At 62.4% G+C, this 18,197-nt stretch carries 19 protein-coding genes; 6 read left to right on the top strand and 13 right to left on the bottom strand.

The features are described 5' to 3' along the window. Positions 1–14: 14 nt before the first annotated feature. Together C1J04_RS07620 and C1J04_RS07615 are read right to left on the bottom strand one after the other, a co-directional pair. On the bottom strand, positions 15–1,814 hold the full coding sequence (locus C1J04_RS07620; protein WP_037954664.1) for an ABCB family ABC transporter ATP-binding protein/permease: 1,800 nt from the start codon (positions 1,812–1,814) through the stop codon (positions 15–17). A 144-nt stretch (positions 1,815–1,958) separates the two neighbouring features. Next, a complete protein-coding gene (locus C1J04_RS07615; RefSeq protein WP_037954318.1) occupies positions 1,959–3,206 on the bottom strand; it encodes a LysM peptidoglycan-binding domain-containing protein in 1,248 nt (415 codons plus the stop codon). Between the two features lie 111 nt (positions 3,207–3,317). Here C1J04_RS07615 and C1J04_RS07610 point away from each other — a divergent pair, with 111 nt between their 5' ends. Continuing rightward, positions 3,318–3,872 (top strand): TIGR00730 family Rossman fold protein, encoded by a 555-nt coding sequence (locus tag C1J04_RS07610; protein ID WP_009826643.1) that lies wholly within the window; start codon positions 3,318–3,320, stop codon positions 3,870–3,872. A gap of 262 nt (positions 3,873–4,134) precedes the next feature. Here the strand turns inward: C1J04_RS07610 and C1J04_RS07605 are convergent, their stop codons facing one another. The 8 genes from C1J04_RS07605 to C1J04_RS07570 all read right to left on the bottom strand — a co-directional run bounded on the left by C1J04_RS07605 (position 4,135) and on the right by C1J04_RS07570 (position 11,417). After that, a complete protein-coding gene (locus C1J04_RS07605; RefSeq protein WP_009826642.1) occupies positions 4,135–4,590 on the bottom strand; it encodes a host attachment family protein in 456 nt (151 codons plus the stop codon). Further along, positions 4,587–4,796, bottom strand: a complete 210-nt coding sequence (locus C1J04_RS07600; protein ID WP_005852612.1) for a hypothetical protein — start codon at positions 4,794–4,796, stop codon at positions 4,587–4,589. Before C1J04_RS07600 ends, C1J04_RS07605 begins: the two co-directional genes overlap by 4 nt. A 153-nt stretch (positions 4,797–4,949) precedes the next feature. Next, on the bottom strand, positions 4,950–5,549 hold the full coding sequence (locus C1J04_RS07595; protein ID WP_005852611.1) for a superoxide dismutase: 600 nt from the start codon (positions 5,547–5,549) through the stop codon (positions 4,950–4,952). A gap of 195 nt (positions 5,550–5,744) precedes the next feature. Next, on the bottom strand, positions 5,745–6,326 hold the full coding sequence (locus tag C1J04_RS07590) for a sarcosine oxidase subunit gamma (RefSeq protein WP_009826640.1): 582 nt from the start codon (positions 6,324–6,326) through the stop codon (positions 5,745–5,747). Beyond that, the gene (locus C1J04_RS07585) at positions 6,319–9,336 is read right to left on the bottom strand and encodes a sarcosine oxidase subunit alpha family protein (protein ID WP_009826639.1); all 3,018 of its coding nucleotides are present in this window, start codon (positions 9,334–9,336) and stop codon (positions 6,319–6,321) included. Before C1J04_RS07585 ends, C1J04_RS07590 begins: the two co-directional genes overlap by 8 nt. A gap of 79 nt (positions 9,337–9,415) precedes the next feature. Beyond that, positions 9,416–9,745, bottom strand: a complete 330-nt coding sequence (locus C1J04_RS07580) for a sarcosine oxidase subunit delta (RefSeq protein ID WP_009826638.1) — start codon at positions 9,743–9,745, stop codon at positions 9,416–9,418. A gap of 93 nt (positions 9,746–9,838) precedes the next feature. Next, the gene (locus C1J04_RS07575) at positions 9,839–10,075 is read right to left on the bottom strand and encodes a hypothetical protein (RefSeq protein WP_005852605.1); all 237 of its coding nucleotides are present in this window, start codon (positions 10,073–10,075) and stop codon (positions 9,839–9,841) included. Between the two features lie 97 nt (positions 10,076–10,172). Continuing rightward, entirely contained in the window at positions 10,173–11,417 is a 1,245-nt protein-coding gene (locus tag C1J04_RS07570; protein ID WP_037954661.1) for a sarcosine oxidase subunit beta family protein, read from the bottom strand. A gap of 234 nt (positions 11,418–11,651) precedes the next feature. Here C1J04_RS07570 and ccmI point away from each other — a divergent pair, with 234 nt between their 5' ends. From ccmI to C1J04_RS07555, 3 genes are read left to right on the top strand one after another with little or no spacing between them, the layout of a single operon-like run. Continuing rightward, complete coding sequence (gene ccmI, locus C1J04_RS07565; protein ID WP_009826636.1) at positions 11,652–12,878, top strand: c-type cytochrome biogenesis protein CcmI; 1,227 nt, start codon at positions 11,652–11,654, stop codon at positions 12,876–12,878. After that, complete coding sequence (gene ruvX, locus C1J04_RS07560) at positions 12,875–13,360, top strand: Holliday junction resolvase RuvX (RefSeq protein ID WP_009826635.1); 486 nt, start codon at positions 12,875–12,877, stop codon at positions 13,358–13,360. The genes ccmI and ruvX overlap by 4 nt, the downstream gene beginning before the upstream one ends. Before the next feature lie 34 nt (positions 13,361–13,394). Next, positions 13,395–13,637 (top strand): DUF1289 domain-containing protein, encoded by a 243-nt coding sequence (locus C1J04_RS07555; protein ID WP_009826634.1) that lies wholly within the window; start codon positions 13,395–13,397, stop codon positions 13,635–13,637. A 41-nt stretch (positions 13,638–13,678) separates the two neighbouring features. Here the strand turns inward: C1J04_RS07555 and C1J04_RS07550 are convergent, their stop codons facing one another. Then, positions 13,679–13,897 (bottom strand): hypothetical protein, encoded by a 219-nt coding sequence (locus C1J04_RS07550; RefSeq protein ID WP_005852598.1) that lies wholly within the window; start codon positions 13,895–13,897, stop codon positions 13,679–13,681. Between the two features lie 286 nt (positions 13,898–14,183). On the opposite strand from C1J04_RS07550, the gene dusA reads away from it, so the two are divergent. Together dusA and C1J04_RS07540 are read left to right on the top strand one after the other, a co-directional pair. After that, positions 14,184–15,197, top strand: a complete 1,014-nt coding sequence (dusA, locus tag C1J04_RS07545; RefSeq protein WP_009826633.1) for a tRNA dihydrouridine(20/20a) synthase DusA — start codon at positions 14,184–14,186, stop codon at positions 15,195–15,197. Positions 15,198–15,235: 38 nt separating this feature from the next. Further along, complete coding sequence (locus C1J04_RS07540) at positions 15,236–16,057, top strand: sulfite exporter TauE/SafE family protein (protein WP_009826632.1); 822 nt, start codon at positions 15,236–15,238, stop codon at positions 16,055–16,057. A gap of 16 nt (positions 16,058–16,073) precedes the next feature. Here the strand turns inward: C1J04_RS07540 and C1J04_RS07535 are convergent, their stop codons facing one another. Both C1J04_RS07535 and C1J04_RS07530 read right to left on the bottom strand, forming a co-directional pair. Next, positions 16,074–17,207 (bottom strand): iron-containing alcohol dehydrogenase, encoded by a 1,134-nt coding sequence (locus C1J04_RS07535; RefSeq protein WP_114865323.1) that lies wholly within the window; start codon positions 17,205–17,207, stop codon positions 16,074–16,076. A 4-nt stretch (positions 17,208–17,211) separates the two neighbouring features. Further along, positions 17,212–18,195 (bottom strand): class 1 fructose-bisphosphatase, encoded by a 984-nt coding sequence (locus C1J04_RS07530; protein WP_009826630.1) that lies wholly within the window; start codon positions 18,193–18,195, stop codon positions 17,212–17,214. Between the last annotated feature and the right edge of the window lie 2 nt (positions 18,196–18,197).

The raw sequence follows: 18,197 nt of genomic DNA, 5'->3' as shown, positions 1-18,197 counted from the left end.
CTTGGTAACGCCAGCTATTCGCCCTCGGATTGCTGGCGTTGCCACAGTTGCGCGTAACGCCCGTTGCGTGCCAGCAGATCGTCATGGGTGCCCTGCTCGACCACCTCGCCTTGTTCCAGCACGACGATACGGTCGGCCTCGGCCACGGTGGACAGGCGGTGCGCGATGGTCAGCACCGTGCGCCCCTTGCCCGCCTGACGCAGGGCATCCTGAATCTCGTGCTCCGTCTCGCTATCCAGCGCGCTTGTGGCTTCGTCCAGCAGCAGGATCGGCGGGTTTTTCAGCAGGGTCCGCGCGATACCGACACGCTGCTTTTCCCCCCCCGACAGTTTCAGCCCGCGTTCACCAACAGCGGTTTCATACCCGTGGGGCAAACGCTGGATAAAGTCGTGGATCTGCGCCGATTTTGCTGCCGCTTCGATGTCTTCTTGCGTGGCGTTATCGCGGCCATAGGCAATATTATAGCCGATGGTATCGTTAAACAGCACGGTATCCTGAGGCACCACGCCAATCGCGCGGTGCAGACTGTCTTGGGTCACATCGCGCACATCTTGCCCGTCCACACGCACGGCACCGCCCTGCACATCGTAGAACCGGAACAGCAAACGCCCGATGGTGGATTTCCCCGATCCGGTAGAGCCGACAATCGCCACCATCTCTCCCGGGGCGGCTTCGATCGACACGCCCTTGAGGATTTCTCGGTCGTTGTCATAGCCAAAGCGCACGTTGTCCAGCGTGACACGCCCACCCGAGACGTGCAGCGCAGGGGCATCAGGCTTGTCCGAGATTTCGGCCGGTTGATCGAGCAGCGTGAACATCTGACCCATATCGACCAGCGCCTGCCGGATTTCGCGATAGACGGTGCCAAGGAAGTTCAGCGGTACGGTCAACTGCACCATATAGGCGTTGACCATAACGAAATCCCCCACGGTAAGATCACCGTTCTGCACCCCGATGGCGGCCAGGATCATCACGCCGACCAACCCGCAGGTGATCAGCAACGACTGGCCGAAGTTCAGGAAGGCAAGCGAGTAGTTCGTCTTGATCGCCGCCTCTTCATAGCCCGCCATCGCCGCGTCATAACGCTGCGCCTCGCGCTGTTCGGCGACGAAATACTTGACGGTTTCATAATTCAGCAGGCTGTCGATGGCCTTTTGGTTGGCATCTGTGTCGCGGTCGTTCATCTGGCGGCGCAGCTTCACGCGCCACTCGGTCACCGCGAAGGTAAACCAGACGTAAAGCCCGATGGTGACCGTCACGATCAGCAGATACCACGCGTCAAACAGCACGGTCAGGATGATGCCGACCAGCAGCAGCTCCAGAATCAGCGGCCCGATCGAGAAGAGCAAGAAGCGCAGCAGGAATTCCACCCCCTTGACCCCGCGTTCGATGATCCGGCTCAGCCCGCCGGTCTTGCGCGTGATGTGATAGCGCATCGACAGCTTGTGAATATGCTCGAACGTCTCCAGCGCAAGCATCCGCAGGGCGCGCTGGCCGACACGGGCAAAGACCGCGTCGCGCAGCTGTTGAAAGCCCACGTTCATCGCGCGGGCCATACCATAGGCAATCGTCAGCCCCACCGCGCCAAGCGCCAGAAACGGCACGCCCTCATTCGCGAGCGCATCCACCGCGTCTTTGTAAAGTACGGGAATAACAACAGAAATCAGCTTGGACACCACCAAGAAGATCAACGCCCAGACCACGCGTTTCTTGACCCAAGGCATATCGTCGGGCCAGAGGTACGGGGCCACTTTGCGCAAGACAAGCAGGTTCGACTGCCGCTCTGCAGCTTGGGCGATCTCCTCTTCTGTCATGGGATATTGGGTGGCGGGTTTGGGCTGGCTGGCAGTGCGCGGGCTATCGGCTGACATGAACGATCCTGTGTGGTTGTCCCTTACATAGGGCCGTCAGCCGGATCATGCCAGTGCAGCAGTTTCATCTGTCCGCATAGCCGCGCGTCAATCGGGCAGATCAAAGACCTGACCGGGGTAGATCAGATCGGGATCGCGGATTGATGAGCGGTTGGCGGCAAAGACGCGCACATAGAGCGTCGGGTCGCCGTAACGTTCGCGGGCGATGGCCCAAAGCGTGGCCCCTTCCTGCACGGTCACCGCCTTGATCGGGCCGTCGTTGTCTGCGGTGGCACGGGCCAGCACCTCGGGGGATTCACGTTTAAAGGGGGTTTCCACGCGGCTGATCACGTCGCCGCCCTGATCCAGCTCATCCACGCGCAGGGTGTAGATGCCGGTCTTGATATCCTCGATATCGCCGCGCCAACGGCCTTGGGGGTCCACCTCAAGCGCGCCGACGCTGCGGTTGTCCAGATAGACCCGCACGGAAGACGCCTGCGCCTGTGCGCGCCCCGCCAGCCGGACCTCGCCCTCATCCGAATAGGTGATCGTGTCGAGCGCGATGCGGTCGGTTACCTCGGGCGCGGTGCCGGGCAGTAATTCCACACCATCGGCGTCGGATTTCAACAGGGCGACGGGGGTATCAGCAGACGGGGGCGCGGGATCGGGCTGCGGCGCCACGGCGGCGACCTCGGTCATCTCGGGGGTGCTGTCCTCGGGTGCTTCACCCAGCGGTTCCACGACCGGAGCGGAGGCCGTTTCAGGGGCCGTGTCGTCGGGCGTGGCCTCTGATGTGGCACCGATGGATACGTCTGCCGGTGCCGCCAGTGCCACCTGTGCCACGGCAGGTGCGGTGATCGGGGCCAAGATGACTTCCTCGACCGAGGCGACGGGGCCTGTTTCTGCATCCGCGCTCAGGCTCAGGATCTTGCCGCTGCCGTCGGGCGGCAAAATGGCAAGCGTGGCGAACTTGCCAGAGCGGTCGGCCTGCGCGCTGGCGACCTCTGCCCCGTTACTGATGACGCTGACGCGGGCCCCTGGTGCTGCGCGGCCTGCGATCACGGTCATCCCGTCCCCCTCGCGGCGGACCTCGTCAAAGCTGGGGGTGGCGGGCGACGCGGCGGGATCAGGCGTTTGGGGCGCAGGGGGAACCGTGGCGGCGGCCGTGGTGTCTTTGGGTGCGGTGGTGGTCTGCGCGGGGGGCTGGGCCGCGGGTTTCGGCTGGGCCGCGGTGTCCTTCGCCGTATCCGGCACGACGGGACCCGCATCTTGCGACCAGATATATCCCGCAACGGCAACCGCCACGACCAGCGCGGCGCCCGCAAACTGAGCACCCCGCGTTTGAAACACCGACATCCCGTTCATCCCTTTGAACTTCCCCACATTGAGGACTTGTACCAAGCAGGCTATCACGGGTCAAAATGCAGCTGCATGCCATGTGCATATTCGCAAAAAGGACCCCCGTTTATGGTCCAGAAATCCGTATGTGTTTACTGCGGCTCACGCCCCGGTGATGACCCCGAATATACCGCACAAGCCGACGCTTTGGGCCGCGCTTTGGCCCAGAACGACTGGCGGCTGGTCTATGGCGCGGGGGACGTGGGGCTGATGGGCACCGTTGCACGCGCGGCACAAACGGCGGGCGGCACGACCTTTGGCGTGATCCCCGATCATCTGGTGAAATGGGAGGTCGGAAAGACCGATCTGACCACCTATGTCGTGACCGAAACCATGCATGAACGCAAAAAGGTGATGTTCATGAATTGCGATGCCGTGGTGGTCCTGCCCGGCGGTGCCGGATCACTGGACGAGCTGTTCGAAGTGCTGACCTGGCGCCAGTTGGGGCTACATCAGAAGCCGGTAATCCTATTGAATACAAATGGTTACTGGAATCCCCTAACAGCGCTTCTGGATCATGTCGTCGCCTGTGGCTTTGCCGAAGAAAGCCTGCTTGGCTATGTGGATACGGTCGATGACGTTGGCGGCGCGCTGGACGTTCTGCGCCGCAGCCTGACCGCGTAAAGTGAGGCACGGCAGCCCGCGCGGTGGTGCAGAAAACGCCTGCGCGGCAACGGGTTGATCGGCGGCGAAGCAGGATCAGGAGTGCTATAGGCGGTAGGTGAAAACCGCCAACGCCATTCACCCTGTTCGCCGATAGCAAGCGCGATACAGCAAAGGGCACCCAGGTTTGGATGCCCTTTCAAATCACCGCCCTGCGGCAACCCGAATACCTATAGATCCGGCCGCATAGCCAGAATTCAACTGTTGCTATGCGGCCACATCCTCACGCTGTTTCAAGCGTCGATTTCACGATATTCTCGATCTCTTCGATGGGGTGGTTCGTCAACGTCTTGGGGATTTCGCCCACGACTTTGTCTGCGACCTCTTTGTGCATCTCGTGACGCAACTCACCCAGAGTGTTCGGCGGTGCGACCAGAATGATCTTGTCGAATTTGCCCTTATGCGCCTGTTTGTACAGGATATCCGCCAGCTCGCTGGCAAAGCGGTCCTTGGACAGTTGGTGCCAGTCGGTGTCGTCTACAGCCGAGCGGTGCACAGACGGGCCATCATTAAAGCGTCCACGACGATTGGCGGCCTGATCGCGGTTCGGCGGGTTGTCCTGCTCTTCCTCGCGGAAGACCTGCAGGAACGGATCCTCTCCGTCGGTTTCATTCACCATGAACAGCGCTTTTTCACCGTCTGCGATCAGCACCCAAGTGCCATTTTCAATCTTGGTCATGCGTCTTCTCCGTGGTTGCGTTTGTCTTCGCCAGTGACGCGGGTGTCAGCGCCGGGTTTGTCGACCACCTGTTTCTCTTCGTCTTGCGTGCCGACATCGCGTTGCAGCCCCCCGCCCGAGCGGCCCTGATGGTCAATATCATCGGCTTCGCTGATGTATTTGTCGGTTTCCTTGACGCCGTCCTTCGATCTGTGACGCTCTGCCATCGTGGTCTCCTTCTCATCTTGTGGGTTCACAGGTAAAACGCCCCAATCACGTTGGTGGTTCCACAAGAAAAGGCCCCACAGCGGATTGCTGCAGGGCCTTTCATATAAATATTTCAACAGGTTGGCGTGATGCCTTAACCCATCATATCGCGATTACATGCGCGATGCGACGTTGTCCCAGTTGACCAGATTGTCGAGGAAGTTCGACAGGTAGTCGGGGCGCGCGTTGCGGAAATCGATGTAGTACGAGTGTTCCCAAACGTCGCAGCCCAGCAGTGCGGTCTGACCAAAGCAGACAGGGTTCACGCCGTTTTCGGTCTTGGTCACTTTCAGGCCACCGTCGGTGTCCTTGACCAGCCACGCCCAACCGGAGCCGAACTGACCGCCACCGGCTGCCTTGAATTCATCCTTGAACTTATCGACAGAGCCAAAGCTTTCGGTGATCGCTTTTTCCAGCTCGGACGGCATTTTGCTGTCTTCGGGGGACATCATTTCCCAGAACTGGTTGTGGTTCCACAGCTGGCTGATGTTGTTGAAGATACCGCTTTGCGCAACCGCGTCAGGGTTGTAGGTGCCCTTGATGATTTCCTCGAGGGTCTTGCCTTCCCACTCGGTGCCTTCAATGGCTTTGTTGCCGTTGGTCACATAGGCATTGTGGTGCTTATCGTGGTGATATTCCAGCGTTTCCTTGGACATACCTTTGGATGCAAGCGCATCGTGGGCATAGGGAAGATCAGGAAGAGTAAAAGCCATGAGAAAAGCCTCCGTTATTGAATTGCGTCTGGGTCACATGAAGCCCGTCCCGTCATAAGGTCAAGTGCTGATCGACCCGCAAGGGGGAAACCGGCACGGCTGACGGGGCGCTTCTATCGTCACCCACTTAAGGGTAAAACGGCTGGCTGGGGCGAATGTTCCCGCCAGTCTGCCGCCCTGCCCCTGACCAGCGGCTTACCGCGCTGTGCTATGATATTCGGGGGCGGACCCGGCCTGTGCCGCGGTTTTGAGCAGATCAAACACATATTGCGCGACCGAGCGGAAGCAAACCAGACGGAAGCTGTCACCGTCCTCGATCCAGAACGCGGCGGGCACCTGCGCCAGCCGCGTGCGGCGGATCATGCCGGGGGTGAAACTCTCTGGCGACAGATCCACCGGGGCGAGCTTGGCCAGCACATCGCGGCTGTGCGCCCCGCTGATGCGAAACACCGCCCGCGCATCGGATACATTGACCGCCAGCGTGTGATTGCTGCCAAAGCATTTGGTCAGCATGTCGATGGTGTCGCTGACCTGATCGTAGGGGCAGAGCAACAACAGCTCGTCCGGTGACATCCACGCGACACCGCGATCCCCGTTGATCTGGACGCTGCGGGTGTCGGGAAGGCCGAGGCCGACGGCCTTTTTCAGCGCCTTCTTCATATAGCCCGCCCCCAGATCCCCGCGAACAGAGATCATGCCAATCGGGTCCATCAGGGTGACCTCGGCAATGCCGCCGGTGAATTCCGCCGCTTTCAATGCGCTTACCGCCTCAGACATTTTGCTTGGCCCCTTCTTTGTCATAGAACACCGGATCGACGATTTTCGCCTGATAGGTCTTGCCGTCGGTCCCGGGGAAATCGAGCACCTCGCCCATGCGGTCCGGCCCGTTCAGGACCAGCCCCATCGCGATCCCCTTGCCCAAGGTCGGCGAATGATAGGTCGAGGTGACGCGCCCGATCATATTGCGCTGGCCGTTCTCGTTCTCGCCCTCGCCCACGGCATAGGCCCCATCCGGCAGGGTGCTGCCGTCGGTTGTTTCCAGCCCCACCAGTTTCCAGCGCGTCGGGTCCACCATATGGGACCGCTGCTGCGCGCGCTTGCCCAAATAGTCATCCTTCTTTTTCGAGATCGCCCAGTTCAGCCCCAGATCCTGCGGGATCACGGTGCCGTCGGTTTCGTCCCCGATCATGATAAAGCCTTTTTCGGCGCGCAGGATGTGCAGACATTCCGTACCATAGGGCATCACGCCCAGATCATTGCCCGCCACCATCAGCGCATCCCAGAAGGCCTGCCCCTGCCCTGCATCCACCGCGATCTCGTAGCTTAGCTCGCCCGAGAAAGAGATCCGGTAAACGCGGCACTTGAAGCCCCCCAGCGTGCCGTCCGCCCACTCCATAAAGGCCAGCGCGTCCTTGCTGACATCCATGCCGCCCAGCTTTTCCAGACATTTGCGTGCATTGGGGCCGACCACGGCGATCTGCGCATATTGCTCGGTGACATTGGCAACATAGACGTTGAAATCCCACCACTCGGTCTGGAGCCATTCTTCCATATGCTGGTGGATGCTTTCCGCGCCGCCTGTCGTTGTGTGGCACAGGAAGGTGTCGTCATCGATCCGCGCAACGACACCATCGTCGATCAGGAACCCGTTTTCCGAGCACATCAGGCCATAGCGGCATTTACCCGGTTTCAGCGTGCTCATCATATTGGTGTAAAGCATATCGAGGAAACGCCCCGCGTCCGGTCCCTTGACGATGATCTTGCCAAGGGTGGAGGCATCCAGCATCCCCAGTTTGCTACGCGTGTTGGTGACCTCGCGCATCACCGCGTCATGGGTGGTTTCGCCCTTGCGCGGATAGGCATAGGGGCGTCGCCATTGGCCGACGGGCTCCCATTCAGCGCCGTTCGCTTCGTGCCAGTCATGCAGCGGGGTGCGGCGGATCGGCTGGAAGACATCGCCACGCGCCTCGCCCGCAATCGCGCCCATCGAAATCGGGTGGTACGGCGGGCGGAAGGTGGTGGTCCCAACGGCGGGAATATCCGCATCCATCGCGCCCGCCAGCGTTGCCAGCCCGTTGATATTGCTGAGCTTCCCCTGATCCGTCGCCATGCCAAGCGTGGTATAGCGTTTGGCGTGTTCGACGCTGACAAAGCCTTCTTGCGCGGCAAGCCGCACGTCTGACACTTTGACATCGTTCTGATAATCCAGCCACGTCTTCTCGCGCAGCTTCACATTTGCGCCTTGGGGCATCATCCAGACGGGGGCGAGCGGCGCTTCCTCTTGCCGGTCGGCATTCGGCGAGACGGCATCGGCGGGCAGCTTGAACCCCAGCGTCGTGACCACCCCATCCGCGGCGGCATGGGCGTCGTGCAAGATGTCATCCAGCGCAAAGAACCCACCCGCGGCACCGGCAGCGGTGACAAAACCATGCCCGTCCGCCCCCAGCGGCGGATTGTTCACATCGGGGCGGAACATGGCCCCGGCGGTATCCCAGGTCAGCTTGCCGCCGCAATGGGACCACAGATGCACCACCGGCGACCAGCCGCCCGACATGGCCACGGCGTCACAGGGGAAGGTTTCAAGCACCGCACCCTCGCCCGCCTGGCTGCACACCTCTACGCCTGTGACGCGTTTGCCGCCCGTCACCCGCGCCACGGCATGACCCATCATCACGCGAATGCCCAGATCTTTGGCGCGCGTCATCAGCGCGGAATCCTGCGGCAGCACGCGGGCATCCAGAATGGCGGGCACGGTCAGACCGGCCTCGGTCAAGGCGATGGCGGTGCGGTAGGCGTCGTCGTTATTGGTGACCACCACCGTGCGATCCCCGACCAACACGCCATAGTTCACCAGATAATCCCGCACAGATGCGGCCAGCATCACACCGGGGATGTCATTGCCAGCAAAGGACAAAGGCCGTTCAATCGCGCCGGTGGCGGTCACGATATGACCGGCGCGAATGCGCCAGAGCCGGTGGCGCGGCCCGGCAGTCTCGGGCGCGTGGTCCGTCAGACGTTCATAGCCCAGCACATAGCCGTGGTCATAGACCCCCGCCCCCATGACACGGGTGCGCAGGGTGACGTTTGCCATCCCCGACAGCTCTGCCACCAGCGCGTCGATGAAATCGGCGACAGGCGTGCCATCGACCGTTCCACCATCCACAGGCGCGCGGCCGCCCCAATGGGCGGTCTGTTCCAGCACGATGACCTTGGCACCGGACAGGGCCGCCGTGCGCGCGGCCTCGAGCCCCGCGACACCACCGCCGATGATCAGCACATCGCAAAAGGCGTGGAAATGCTCATAGGTATCGCCATCGGTCTCCTTGGGCGCTTTGCCCAGACCGGCAGAGTGGCGGATGATCGGCTCGTAGACATGCTTCCAGAAGGGGCGCGGGTGGATGAACATCTTGTAGTAGAAGCCCGCGGGCAGAAAGCGGCTCAGGTGTTTGTTGATCGCGCCAATGTCGAATTCGAGGCTGGGCCAGTGGTTCTGGCTTTCCGCCTTGAGCCCGTCGAACAGATCGGTGGTCGTGGCGCGTTGGTTGGGCTCGAACCGGTCGCCCTGCCCGAGGTTCACCAGCGCGTTGGGTTCTTCCGGGCCCGCCGCCACGATGCCGCGCGGACGGTGGTATTTGAACGACCGCCCCACCAGCATCTGGTCATTCGCCAGCAAGGCCGAGGCCAGGGTATCGCCCTCGAACCCGCGCAGCTGCTTTCCGTTGAACGAAAAACTGACAGCATTTGATTTGTTCAGCAGGCGGCCGCCTGTGGCAATTCTGGTGCTCATGAAGTCAAACCTTGGTGTGGGGCGAAAGCGCGGGCGCCTCCGGCGGGAGTTTTCTTGGCAAAATGAAGAACGGCAGCGGTCATGGGGCGGCGGAGGCCTGCCAATCGGGGCGACGGTCCTGTATCTTGTCGATGATCTCTTGCGGGACCGTGCTGGTCTGGGCGGTATAGGTGCCGAAGACTTCGAGCGTCATGGTATCGCGCGCGGCGTGGAACCATTTGCCACAGCCATAGACATGCCGCCAGCGTTCAAAATGCACGCCCTTGGGGTTTTCCCGCATGAACAGGTATTTTTCGAAGTCGCTGTCAGAGGACCCCGGACCAAAACGTTTCAGATGCGCCTCGCCGCCCGCGTGGAATTCGGTTTCCTCGGCGGTGATGCCGCAGTTGGGGCATGTCAGGGTCAGCATGGGGCGCTCCTTTCTAGGGTCGGTTGAAACGCAAAAAGGCCAGCCCCCGCGCGAGGGCCAGCCTTGATCATATTGGATAGAGTGGAAAGCGGCTTAGTTGCCGGTTGCTTCCTCGGCCGCGCCTTCAACAGCATCGGCAGCACCATCGGCCGCGCCTTCGACGTTGACGTTGATGTCGCCAGAGTCGTCCATCGGGTTGCCACCGGCGAAGAAGTAAAAGCCGAAGCCAAGGACCAGAACGACGAGAACGCCGATGACGATCCCCGATCCGGTGCCGCTGGTTTTGTTGACGGTGGTGTGTGGCGCTTGGTTGTTGTCAGGCGTAGCCATGGGAATGGTCCTTCATAAACTTGATATGAAGTGCAAACCCCGTTCACGGGCAAAAAGTTCCACAGCCCCATTGTGCGGGCAGGTTTCCGCGCGCCGATCAATGCGCCACCCCGGCGGCCACGGATTCGTCGATGAACCGCCCTTCCTGGAACCGGTTCAGGCCGAAGGCATCCGTCAGCGGCGACCGCCCCTTGGCCATCAGCTCGGCCATGGCCCAGCCCGAGCCGGGGATCGCCTTGAACCCGCCGGTGCCCCAGCCACAGTTGACGAACACGCCCTCGACCGGCGTTTTGGACAGGATCGGAGAGCGGTCCCCCGTCACATCCACAATACCGCCCCATTGGCGCAACATCTTGAGACGGGACACCATCGGAAAGGTCTCGACCAAGGCGCGGACCGTTTCCTCGATATGATGGAAAGAGCCACGTTGGGTGTAGTTGTTATAGCCGTCCGTGCCGCCGCCGATCACCATCTCGCCCTTGTCGGACTGGCTCATGTAGCCATGCACGGTATTGGCCATGACCACCACATCCATGCAGGGTTTGATCGGCTCTGACACCAGCGCTTGAAGGGCGACAGATTCGATCGGGAGACGGAAGCCCGCCATATCAGCAAGATGGCCGGAATGGCCGGCGACCACCATGCCCAGCTTGTCACAGTCGATATCGCCACGGTTGGTCGACACGCCCGTCACCTTGCCGTTTTCCTGACGGATGCCGGTGACCTCGCATTTCTGGATCACGTCCATGCCCATGTCGGAACAGGCCCGCGCATAGCCCCAGGCCACCGCATCATGGCGTGCCGTGCCGCCACGGCGCTGCCAGAGCCCGCCCAGAACCGGGTAGCGTGGCCCGTCGATATTGATGATCGGCACCAGTTCCTTGACCTTTTCGGGCGCGATGAATTCGGTCTGCACCCCTTGCAGCGCGTTGGCATGGGCCGTGCGCTGGTAGCCGCGCACCTCGTGTTGGGTCTGCGCCAGCATGATCACGCCGCGCGGGCTGAACATCACGTTATAGTTCAGATCCTGGCTCATCGTCTCGTAGAGCGAGCGCGCCTTTTCATAGATCGCAGCGGAGGGGTCTTGCAGGTAGTTGGACCGGATGATCGTGGTGTTGCGGCCCGTGTTGCCGCCCCCGAGCCAGCCTTTTTCTAGAATGGCGACATTGGTGATGCCGAAGTTTTTACCCAGGTAGTAGGCCGTCGCCAGACCATGCCCCCCGGCCCCGACGATGATCACGTCATAGCGTTTCTTCGGCTGCGCATCGCGCCAGGCCCGCTGCCAGCCGGTATGATGGCGCAGGGATTCGCGGGCGACGGCAAAGGCTGAGTATTTCTTCATGAAAGCGGTCTCCGGCAAAGATTCGTACGCCGTGGCGTAGGCTTGGCTTCTTTCTGGGTCTTCGGGCGAAAAAGAGGATACCCGGCGCGGCATTCCTTAACAGTTTTACGACATCCGCCGCAATCTGGCAAAAACCAACCCGCCGCCGCGACAAGGTGCAGCAATATGGGCTCTTTTGTCATCCCGCCGTAGCGGTTAGATGTGCAGCACCTATAATTACTGGACCGCATCTTTATGAGTTTCTGGATCATCGCCGCCGCCGGTGCCGCCCTTGTGACCGTGTTGCTGGCGCGTGCCCTGACCCGTGGGGCCAGCGCGCCTGCCGAGACCGGTGCCGCCCATGACGTGCAGGTCTATCGCGACCAGCTGGCCGAGGTTGAACGCGATGTCGCGCGCGGGGTGTTGCCCGAAGCAGACGCCATCCGCGTGCGCACCGAAATCTCGCGCCGTATTCTGGCCGCGGATGCTGCCGGACAAAATACTCCCGCCGCAAGTGGCACGCCGTCGCCCATCGTCATCGTGGTGATCGCGTTGGTCTTGCTGGGCGGAAGCCTTGGGCTCTACTGGCAGTTGGGTGCGCCGGGCTATGGGGATCTGGCGTTGCAGGACCGTATCGCGCGGGCCGAAGACATGCGCCGGAACCGACCCGATCAGGCCACCGCCGAGGCAGAGCTGCCCGCCGCCGATCTGCCGCCCGAGCTCAGCCCCGAATATGAAGCGCTGCTGACCCGCCTGCGCGAAACGGTTGCCGCGCGGCCCGATGATGTGCAGGGCCATGTCCTGCTGGCCCAGAACGAGGCGCGCGTTGGCAACTATGCCGCCGCCGCCGCCGCGCAGGGCAAGGTTGTGCGCCTCAAGGGGGCGGAAGCCTCGATTGACGATGTGTCGGGCTATGCGGAGCTGCTGGTGATGGCGGCGGGGGGCTATGTATCGCCCGAAGCCGAGGCGGTGTTGCGCGCGGTGCTGACCCGTGATGTCGAAAACGGCACGGCGCGGTATTATTGGGGGCTGATGCTGGTGCAAACCGGGCGCCCTGATCTGGCGTTCCGCATGTGGGACGGGTTGCTGCGCCGCGGCCCTGAGGATGCCCCGTGGATCGCGCCAATCCTGGCGCAGATCACCCCTATCGCCACGATGGCCGGTGTGGACTATACCGTGCCCGAGATTGGCAGCGGCGCGCTGCGCGGCCCCTCGGCCGAGGATATCGACGCGGCGCAGGATATGACCCCTGCCGAACGGATGGAGATGATCGGCGGCATGGTCGAAAGCCTGTCGTCGCGGCTTGCCAGCCAGGGCGGGCCGGTCGAGGATTGGGCGCGGTTGATCACGTCGCTTGGCGTGCTGGGGGAAACGGCACGGGCACGGGCGATTTACGAGAATGCGGTAGAGGTCTTTGCCGATGACCCCGCCGCGATGGATGATATTCAGCGCGCGGGCGAACGCGCCGGGGTAACCGAATGATCTATGACGACATAACAGATTTCGCCGCCGCCCTGCCCCCGATGCAGGCGTTGATCGGGCTGGACCTTGGGGAAAAGACCATCGGCGTTGCGGTCAGCGACAGTTTTCTGTCGATCGCCACCCCGCTGGAAACGGTGCGCCGCAAGAAATTCGGAGTTGATGCCACCCGCCTGTCAGAGATCATTGCCGCCCGCGGGATCGGCGGGGTGGTGCTGGGCCTACCGCGCAATATGGACGGATCGGAAGGCGCGCGCTGTCAGTCGACACGGGCCTTTGCGCGGAACTTTGACCGGCTGGGAGATATTCCTATCGGGTTCTGGGATGAACGGCTGAGCACGGTCGCCGCGGAGCGTGCGCTGCTGGAGGCCGATACATCGCGTCGCCGCCGCGCCGAGGTGATCGACCACGTGGCCGCGGGCTATATCCTGCAAGGGGTGCTGGACCGTTTGCGTGTGATCAAGGCGCAGGGCGCGTCGGCCTGAGGCCAGATAAGCGCGACAGCGCGAGGATAAAGCGATGAGTGACGAGATCTGGAAGCGGAACGAAGTCGAAAGCCCCTGCGTGAAACTTTGCGTGGTGCACCCCGAGACGCGCCTGTGCACAGGGTGTTACCGATCCATTGACGAGATCGGCGCGTGGTCGCGTATGACGCCCGAGGAGCGCCGCAGCATCATGGCAGAGCTGCCATCGCGGGCGGGTGCGTTGACGAAGCGGCGGGGGGGCCGTTCTGCGCGGCTCAAGCGTGACAGCATCGGCTGATCTGGCGAACCGGCTAGGCCGTCCGAACCGTTGAAGAGGATTCAGCGGGCCACGCGGTACAGAAAATCAAGCATTTCGCTGCTGGTCTGGGCCCCTTCGTGATCTTGCGGGGCGTAATTGTCATTCGCCGCTGGCACCACGGGGGTCGCCCCAAAATGCTGCGCCACGGTCACGCATTGCCACGTCGCCGCTGCGGGCACGAAGCGAAGGATATTGGTCTGCGGGTCTTGCGCTGTATCTGTCATGTTCATCTCTGCCATCTCTCGGGTCGTTCAATTTGTGCGCCGGTCGATTCGATTCTCGGTCGCCTGTCGGTAGTTTGGCTCCGACAGTGTGATATAAGTGTTAAGATATGGCAGTATTTGGGCAAAATCAGGGTAATAAACGCATCAGGCCCTGCACATTCCGGCCCAATGCCGCGGATTTAGGCAGACAACAGGCGCGTGATATCGGCCCCCTGCCCCTTGCCATGCCCGCCCCGCTATAGCATTGACCCTCCCGAACCCCCATATTTCCAGCTCGATAGACGATAAGGCTTAGACCATCATGGGACATAGATCCGATCTCACCCGCGCCGCACGGCTTTCGGTCGCCCCGATGATGGACTGGACCGACCGGCATTGTCGCTACATGCATCGGCTGTTTTCGAAGCAGACGTTGCTGTATACCGAAATGGTGACCTCGCCTGCCTTGGTACGCGGCGGTGCGTTGCATTTGCTGGATCATGATACCTCTGAGCATCCCGTGGCCTTGCAGCTTGGCGGGTCTGACCCGGACGAGCTGGCAGAGGCGGCGCGGATCGGGGCGCAGGCGGGGTATGACGAGATCAACCTGAACGTCGGCTGCCCGTCGGATCGCGTGCAATCGGGCTGTTTTGGCGCGGTGCTGATGGAGCAACCGGCGCTGGTGGCCAAATCCGTCGCGGCGATGCGCCGCGCGGTGGATGTGGACGTGACCGTCAAATGCCGGATCGGCGTGGATGACCAGAACCCCGCCGAGGTGCTGCCCGAGTTTCTGGCGCAGATCGTCGGCGCGGGCTGTGAACGGGTGACAATCCACGCGCGCAAGGCGTGGCTGCAGGGGCTCAGCCCCAAGGAAAACCGCGACATTCCCCCCTTGGACTACGAGCTGGTGCACCGGATGAAGGGGCTGTTCCCGAACCTTCATATCTCGATCAACGGGGGCATCACCTCGCTCGATCAGGCAGAGGCGTTTCTGGACGCCGGTTTGGATGGCGTGATGATCGGGCGCAGCGCCTATCATAACCCGACCGATATTCTGGCGCAGGCGGATCGCCGCATTTACGGCACCGGCGCAGACACCACACCCGAGGATGTCGTGGCGCAGATGCTGCCCTATATCGACGCGCATATCGACGGCGGCGGCAAGCTGAACCAGATCACGCGCCATATGATGGGGCTCTTTGCCGGTCGCACCGGCGCACGGGTCTGGCGGCGTACCCTGTCCGAGCAGGCCTCCCGCCCCGGTGCCGACCGTCAGGTGCTGCTAGAGGCGCTGGACGCGATGCAAACACTGGCCGAGGCGCAAGAAGCGGTATAGCAACAGGGGCAACCACTCGACATTCAGGATCGCCCCCCATGCAAGACCCCACCCTCCTTCTGCAAATTGTCCTTATGATCATGGCCATCGGTGCCTTTGCCGGTGTGCTGGCGGGGCTGCTGGGTGTCGGTGGCGGCATCGTCTTGGTGCCCGCGTTTTTCTATGCGTTTCGAGCGCTTGGCTATGACAGCCCGCAGCTCATGCAGATGTGTCTGGCGACCTCGCTGGCGACGATCATCGTAACCTCGCTGCGGTCGGTGCACAGCCACAATAAAAAGGGCGCGGTCGATTGGGCGATCCTCAAGACATGGGCACCGGGGATCGTGATCGGGGCCATCATCGGGATGCTGGTGGTGGCACAGCTGCGCACGAGCGTCTTGCAGGGCATCTTTGGCGGGCTGGCGCTGGTCGTCGGACTATACATGGCCTTTGGGCGGGCGCATTGGCGCTTGGGACAGGCGATGCCCCGTGGGGCCGCCCGCGCGGCGCTGTCGCCATCAGTCGGGTTTCTATCGGTGCTGATGGGGATCGGCGGGGGCAGCTTTGGCGTGCCGCTGATGAGCCTGTTCAACGTGCCGATCCACCGTGCCGTGGCCACCGCTGCGGGGTTTGGCGTGCTGATCGCCGTGCCCTCTGTCATCGGGTTCCTGCTGGTTGATGCCGCGCCCAACAGCCCGCCGCTGACGGTGGGGGCGGTGAACCTGCCCACCTTTGCCATTGTCATCGCCATGACGCTGATCACCGCGCCGCTGGGGGTTAGGCTGGCCCATGCGATGGACCCGAAACCGTTGAAACGGGTGTTTGCGGTCTTCCTGATCCTCGTGGCGCTGAACATGCTGCGCAAATCGCTGGGGCTGTAACCCGCCCCGATAAGCGTCAGGCGCGCAGGATGGCGATCAGTTCGTCCTGCGTCAGCGCGAAGGGCGTGCCCTTCATCGAGGATGCACCGGCAGAGAGGCGTGCCACCTCTGGGTGATCCTCGGGGTTCAGCCCCATCTCGGCCAATGTCCGCAGCCCCATCTGACGGGACCAATCGCGCAGGGCGGTGATCCCTGCCCCGTTTTCGACGTTGAAGGCATCGTCGATCAGGCCAAGCACCCACATCAGGCGCGTGTGGACCTGCGTGCCTGCCTCTGCCTTTTCCAAGTGAGACGCCAGCACCGCGGGCAGAAGCGCGCCGCAGATCTCTCCGTGGGGGGCACCGGTCTGGCCGCCGAGCACGCCGGCAAAGCCATGCACCGCCCCCAGCCCCGCATTCGCCAAGGCCAAGCCACCGCAGGTGCTGACCCAAGCCATGTCCTCCCACGCTTCCGCTGCGTCTTGTTCAACCACGGCACGCAGGGCGGCCAGCCCCTTAGGGATCGCTGCCTGACACAGCGCATCTGTCATCGGCGTCGCTTTGATGGACAGGTAGGGTTCGATCACCTGCGTGACCGCATCCAGCCCCGCCGCAAGGGTGACGCGGCGCGGTGCGCCCTGCATCAGCCCGGCATCCACGATGGCGATATCGGGAATCATCCGCGCGTCGCGCAGGCTGACCTTGACCCCATGTTCCGGCACGGCAATCACTGCGTTCTTGGTCACCTCTGCCCCCGTGCCCGCCGTGGTCGGCAGCGCGATCATCGGCAAAGGTGCGCGGTCGAGCGGTTTGCCGCCCCCTACCCCTTCGAGGTAGTCCAGCGGTGCCCCCGCGCAGGGGATCAGCGCCGCGAGCGCCTTGGCAAAGTCGATCACCGATCCGCCGCCAAGCGCTACAACCACATCCGGCCGATCAGCTGACACACGGCCGAGCCCTGCTTCCAGCGCTGGCAGGCTCGGCTCGGACCCGCAGCTTTGTGTGGTGACCGACAGGCCCGCCGCGCGGCAATCCTCGACCAACCAAGCCGCGCGCGCTGCATTGGACCCGTGCACGATCAGCACATGCGTCCCAAAGCCAGCGGCCAGCGTGGCCGTCTGCGCGGCCTGTCCACGCCCGAAATACAGCGCTTGCGGAGAGAAGAACGAGAACATCGGCTTAGCTGTCAGCGGCGTCTTTGTGGTAGCTGTCAAGCACGGCAACCTCGTCGCGCGAGCCAAGGATCACCGGAACGCGCTGGTGCGGTGCCGTGGGGGCGACGTCCATGATCGCGCCCTGCCCTGTCGATGCCGCACCGCCTGCGGCTTCGATCACCATCGCCATCGGGTTCGCCTCGTACATCAGACGCAGCTTGCCGCCGGTTTTCTGGTTGTTGCTGTCAGCGGGATACAGAAAGACGCCGCCACGCGTGAGGATACGGTGCACATCCGCGACCATCGACGCGGTCCAGCGCATGTTGAACGACCTGCCACGGGGGCCTTCCTTGCCGGCGACGGCCTCGTCCACATAGCGGCTGACGGGGGCATACCAATAGCGTGCGCGTGACGTGTTGATCGCGTATTCCGAGGTCTCGGCGGGCACGGTCATCTTGGGGTGCGTCAGGCTGAATTCGCCGGTGTCCGGATCGCTGCTGAAGCCTGCAACCTCGTCACCCTTGGTCACCACAAACATGGTCGAGGGGCCGTAGATCGCATAGCCCGCGCAAATCTGGTTGCGCCCGTTGTGCAGCACGTTGCGGTCACCATCGGCCTGCACCTGCATGACCGAGAAGATCGACCCCACCGACAGGTTCACATCAAGGTTCGACGACCCGTCCAGCGGATCGAAATACAGCAGGTAGTCGCCCTTTTGCGGCTCTTTCAGCCAAGTAACCTCTTCCACCTCTTCCGACACAAGTGCTGCGACACGCGGGCTGTTGGCACACTCACGCTCGAACACGTCATTGGCCATGATATCCAGCGTCTTTTGCGCCTCGCCTTGCACGTTGATCTCTCCGGCGGCACCAAGGTTGCCCTCGAAGGCACCACGACGCACGAGACCGGCGATCAGTCGCGACGCCGATGCGATGTCTTCCAGCAGAAACACCAGATCGGGGTCAAAGCTGTTTTGGGTCAGATACCGGCGAAGCGTTGGGGCTGTCATGG

It is taken from the genome of Sulfitobacter sp. SK025, assembly GCF_003352105.1.
GTDB classification, from domain to species: Bacteria; Pseudomonadota; Alphaproteobacteria; order Rhodobacterales; family Rhodobacteraceae; genus Sulfitobacter; species Sulfitobacter pontiacus.
The sequence above is the reverse complement of the archived record's forward strand: the minus strand, read 5'-3'. Positions and strand labels throughout refer to the sequence as shown.